This window comes from Methanobrevibacter sp. (assembly GCF_030539555.1).
Classification (GTDB): Archaea; Methanobacteriota; Methanobacteria; order Methanobacteriales; family Methanobacteriaceae; genus Methanocatella.
In genome coordinates this window covers 1-5,023 of record NZ_JAUNXX010000088.1, presented here as the reverse complement: position 1 = coordinate 5,023, position 5,023 = coordinate 1, and the positions used below count along the sequence as shown (strand labels likewise).

Sequence of the window (5,023 nt, the reverse complement as noted above, 5' to 3'; positions counted from 1 at the left end):
TCTTTTTGTTGAAGTAGCTAGAAGAGAATCAGAATTTAGTAAAGCAAATCCTGATGCTGATGTAATTAAAATGGGTATTGGGGATGTAACAAAACCATTGGTTCCGGCTGTTGTTGATGCATTTAGAAATGCGGTCGATGAAATGGGTGATGCCGAAACATTTATGGGATATGGTCCGGAACAAGGTTACGAATTTTTAGCTAAAGCGATTATCGAAAATGATTATAACAGACATGGCATTGATTTAGATACATCAGAAGTATTTATAAGCGACGGAGCAAAATGTGATACAGGTAACATCCAGGAGATTTTCGGCATTGATAATAAAATCGCTGTAACTGACCCTGTTTATACAGTGTATGTTGATACTAATGTAATGGCTGGAAGAACTGGAGAAATGAAAGACGATGGGATGTATGAAGGATTAACTTATATAAAATGCAATGCAGAAAATGGATTCGTTCCAGAGCTTCCATCAGAACCGGTTGATATAATTTATTTATGTTATCCTAATAATCCGACAGGCACAACCCTTACAAAAGATCAATTAAAAGTATTTGTTGATTATGCAAAGGAAAACAAAGCAATTATCTTGTTTGATGCAGCATATGAAATATTCATAACTGAAGATGATGTTCCTCACAGTATTTATGAAATTGAAGGCGCAAAAGAAGTAGCTATTGAATTTAAGAGTTTTTCAAAAACTGCAGGTTTTACTGGAACACGTTGTGCTTACACTGTTGTCCCTAAAGAGTTAATAGGATATGATTCACAGGGTAATGAGGTTGAAATCAATTCGTTATGGAATAGAAGACAAACCACAAAATTCAATGGAGCATCTTATCCTGTTCAAAAAGCTGCGGAAGCTACATATTCTCCTGAAGGTCAAAAACAAATTAAAGATGTCATTGATTATTATATGGAAAATGCAAAAGTAATCCGTGAAAGTTTATCTGATATTGGCCTTGAAGTCTATGGTGGTGTAAGTTCACCGTATATCTGGGTAAAAACTCCAAATAATATGGATTCATGGGATTTCTTTGATTTATTATTGAATGAGGCTAATGTAGTCGGAACTCCAGGTTCAGGATTTGGTCCAAGTGGTGAAGGATATTTAAGATTAACAGCTTTTAATACATTGGAAAATACTAAAGAAGCAATGGAAAGAATTTCAAAACTAGAATTTTAGGTGTTAAGATTGAAAGTTATAGAAAAACCAATAACAATTGAGAAAGAAGATACATTCAAAATGATTTTATCTAAATATGGGGCTTTGGCTTTAGATAAACAAGAAAATCTTTCAGAATTAATTGGTGAAACCGTTGGAGTTTTGGATATTGAAAAGGGAATTGTTTCATTTGATGATATTATTCTTCCCGTTCAGATTTTAGGTTTCTGTTCTCAGGATTCAAATCAATGGTCTTGGGCTTGGGATAACGAGGATATTTTTGGTGAAAATTTAATTAAATCATCTAAGCAAATAAAAGCTATCGGGGATGAATTTGACATTATAGAATTTAATGCTCCAGTAATCCAAGCTGATTTTAATGCATGTCACACATTAGCAATGATTGCTTCTTCTGTATTGGGTATGGATGCTTATTATGCAGTTCCTGAAGAGGGCATTGATATTTTCGTTGCAATTAAATCTGATTTGATTAAAGAAAATAATTCTGTAAAAAAGTTTAGGGATACTTTCTACACTTTCCAGAAGAATTTCAAAATTTACCCAAAAATCGCTTTTGAAGCTTATACAAAACTCAAAGGATATGGATTCAAACCTCATGATGATTTTTCACTTGCTAAGATAGGTGAAAGTCGTGTGATGGCTGGGTTTACTGAAAGGGGTAATGTAACTCGTATTTTAATGTTTGGTGAAGATGAGTAATAATAATTTGGATCAGGATTTAGTTGAAGAAATTGAATATATGATCAATGCACTTACTAAATCTGGTTTTTTCAACACAGATGAAATCCTTGAAATATTGGAAGATGAATTCATTGAAGAAAATGTTGATTTTTCTCAATTTGACATTTCTTTGAATGAATTCGATAATTCTAATTTTGATAAATTGGATTATGTTTTCAATTCATTGGCTGATAAGAATATCGTAGCAATTCATAATTGCGGTTATGATATTGAAGAAGGTGTTGCGGACGCTTTTGAACTGTATGTTCATTTAAATAACAATAAACATACTCCGGATGGGTTTTGTTTTTATACATTTGAAGATGTTGAAGAAGCGATTTTATATGATAACCTAAAGATTACATTCGGTGACTTTGAAAACAATGAGGATAAAGCTTTAGATATTGGTAAAATTGTCTATGATTCCTTAAAATCACAAGATTTTAAAATTAATTGGGATGGAACTATTAACAATCAAATTGAAATTAATCCGTTTAAATGGGATAAGTCATATGACAGTCAAAAAGAATATGAAATGGAAGGAGCATATGATAATTTTGTAGGAAAGAGGTGTTAGAATGAATGTAAGATCACTTAAATTAATTAGAGAAGTAATTATTAATTCAGGCAAATTAACTTCTGTAGAAATATCTCAGGATTCAATATATCTGGAATTTAGGGATGTTGAGTTGGGTGTTCCAAAAGAAACCGAGGATTTTACTCTCACAGTACGTTTTGCACTTGATTCATTCATGACAGTTTTCTACAATAACATTTGGGATATTGAGTTTTTATCAAGATATAATTATAAAAGTCAACTGTTAAGCGAAGATGTTTTATATGATATTGAGGAAATCAAATTTGTAGATTTTGAATATCTTAATAATTTTTTCTATGATTATAAAAAAGAAAAAACCATTTCTGTTGTTGAAGATTTCAGCATCCACAATATTAGAAACGATTTTTTCATGTTAATTAAAACAAAGGAGATAGCTATTGCTGTTGGCGGAAATCAAATGGATTTCTTTACTAAATATGAAAAACTGGATGATGCTTCTTTAAGAGAGTTGTCCAATCAATGGATGCTGTACTTTTTGAAATATCATCTGAAAAGGAATATTATTAAAAATCCAATGTGTGAAAATCATCCGTTAATCTATCCTAAGAAATGAATATTTTTCTTTTTTTTGTTTATCTTTAATTATTTCAAAAAGACAATCAATTATTCGATGTATTTTTAAAGAAACTGTATGAATTTTAGTGCTGTTTTTTAATTTAAAAAAAAGGATTAGATGTTGGACATTATGAAATTGTAAATGTCTCTAACACCAGAAGTAAATCCGTTATACTCATTATTGTGGATGTTACTCATGTCATCCTCAATACGGTCATCAACTTCTCTTAAAAATGTGGTATTGTTGTAGTCATGAGAAGTGAAATAATGTACCTGGATTGCATAATTAGTGTCCTCTTTAGGGAAAACATAATTTACACCAATGTGATTCCATGTGGTATTGGTATTTCTTGACGGATTTGAGAAGTACTGTTTTGAAACCGGAACTCCACTTGCTGTGGCATTCTCAGTTTTAAGGACTTTATAACCTCCATTCTCCATAGACCTAAATTTCGCCTCAGAAATGGATGTTATGTGGTCTTCAGGCCAATCGTCCCAATGGTCTATATATACATATTGGTTTGTAATAGCTTTGGGAGTTTTAGATTCATTTGTTAAATTAAGCTCTTCAGTAGAATTCCACGCTTGCGGCACAATGGTGGCACTGTGATCAAATTCGATAGTTCTATCTGTACTGACACTTAAAAAACTGTTAATTGCACTGATGTTAGTTGCAAAGAAAAGAATAATTATGACGAGCACAACGCCCCGTATTATATCTCCTTTTCTCATTCTTGATTTCCTCCTTTATGCACTGTTTTTGACCATTTTCTTTCTTTTCTAGTAATCATGTTCATCATTGTCATGAAAAACAATGGAATTAAATGGAAACAATAAATATAATATTTCACAAGGTCTTTAATATATTCCAAAGGTGTTGGTTTATCTCTTGAAAGAGCAAGTAAAATTCCTGGGAAAAATGCGATCATTGATAAAATTCCAACTATAAATGGGGCTTCCATTCTTATAACAGTCCCTTGATGGAAAAAGAACCATGATATGGCATTGAGTATTGTAACAAGAAATCCAAAGAATATTAATAGATTAAAACTGTAAAATGAAATGTGTTCTATAATATTGAATTTTTTTCCAATTGATATGTTTGATCTTAAAATCTGGGGCAAATAAACGAATAATGTTTCAAAGTTACCGATTGCCCATCTTACTCTTTGCCTGAAAAATGCTCTCCATTCAGTTACCGCTTCCTGATATACTGACTGTGATCCGCAGTAACGTATTTTCCCTCCATTAAGAATAATTTTGATAGCTAAGTTCAAGTCTTCAGTAACTGCAAATCCATCCCAGCGTCCAGATTCAATAATTGCTTGTTTTTTTACAAATTGACCGTTACCACCTAAAAATCCAGTAAATCCTAGATTGTCTTTAGCAATCAAGGTATTTCCGAAACTTGCAAATTCCACATGTTGCATACGGGCTAAAAAGTTTTCGTTTTTGTTCCACATCCTAACCCTTGATTGAACACCATCAACATCCCCATTAAGGTATTGTACAATTTCCATTAAAAAGTCAGTACTGATTTGTGTATCAGCATCGAAAACACCGATTATTTCCCCTCTGGATAAAGCTAGAGCATCATTCAAAACAAATCCCTTACCTTTTCCGGACCTTGGGGGGTGTCTTGTAACAATTCTAAGTTCAGGGATCTCTTTTTTTAAGTTAGCCAATATGGCTCCAGTTGTATCTGTAGATCCGTCATTGACAACAATCACTTCAAAGTTTGATTCTCCATGTTTGGTATAAACAGAATTGCAAACACTTCTTACAGTTGCTTCGATGGTGTACTCTTCGTTGTGTGCAGGAATAAAAATGCTTATAAACGGAAGGTCATCTTCTTCGAATCTAGTGATGTCTTTTTGTTTTTTAATACTGACAAGAGCATTAATAAGCATAGCTAAAGTAGGAATTAAAAGCACCCACTG

General features: G+C 32.4%; 6 protein-coding genes. 4 read left to right on the top strand and 2 right to left on the bottom strand.

The window, feature by feature from the left end:
• The 4 genes from Q4Q55_RS09635 to Q4Q55_RS09620 all read left to right on the top strand — a co-directional run.
• The coding region (locus tag Q4Q55_RS09635) for an LL-diaminopimelate aminotransferase (protein ID WP_303372596.1) at positions 1 to 1,189 on the top strand (1,189 nt) is incomplete at its 5' end.
• Positions 1,190 to 1,888 carry a DUF6882 domain-containing protein gene (locus Q4Q55_RS09630; RefSeq protein ID WP_303372595.1) on the top strand — a complete coding sequence of 233 codons (699 nt, stop codon included), beginning with the start codon at positions 1,190 to 1,192 and terminating at the stop codon, positions 1,886 to 1,888.
• Entirely contained in the window at positions 1,881 to 2,486 is a 606-nt protein-coding gene (locus Q4Q55_RS09625) for a hypothetical protein (protein ID WP_303372594.1), read from the top strand. The genes Q4Q55_RS09630 and Q4Q55_RS09625 overlap by 8 nt, the downstream gene beginning before the upstream one ends.
• A 1-nt stretch (position 2,487) precedes the next feature.
• Positions 2,488 to 3,081 (top strand): hypothetical protein, encoded by a 594-nt coding sequence (locus Q4Q55_RS09620; protein ID WP_303372593.1) that lies wholly within the window; start codon positions 2,488 to 2,490, stop codon positions 3,079 to 3,081.
• A 116-nt stretch (positions 3,082 to 3,197) separates the two neighbouring features.
• Here Q4Q55_RS09620 and Q4Q55_RS09615 read toward each other — a convergent pair whose 3' ends face one another.
• Both Q4Q55_RS09615 and Q4Q55_RS09610 read right to left on the bottom strand, forming a co-directional pair.
• Positions 3,198 to 3,815 carry a hypothetical protein gene (locus Q4Q55_RS09615; RefSeq protein WP_303372592.1) on the bottom strand — a complete coding sequence of 206 codons (618 nt, stop codon included), beginning with the start codon at positions 3,813 to 3,815 and terminating at the stop codon, positions 3,198 to 3,200.
• Positions 3,812 to 5,023, bottom strand: a 1,212-nt coding sequence (locus Q4Q55_RS09610; protein ID WP_303372591.1) for a glycosyltransferase family 2 protein, incomplete at its 5' end; no start/stop codon positions are given. The genes Q4Q55_RS09615 and Q4Q55_RS09610, both read right to left, overlap by 4 nt.

Coding starts and splice junctions, on each gene's coding strand:
- Q4Q55_RS09625 (WP_303372594.1), top strand. CDS start 1,881: ATGAGTAATAATAATTTGGATCAGGATTTAGTTGAAGAAATTGAATAT.
- Q4Q55_RS09620 (WP_303372593.1), top strand. CDS start 2,488: ATGAATGTAAGATCACTTAAATTAATTAGAGAAGTAATTATTAATTCA.
- Q4Q55_RS09615 (WP_303372592.1), bottom strand. CDS start 3,815: ATGAGAAAAGGAGATATAATACGGGGCGTTGTGCTCGTCATAATTATT.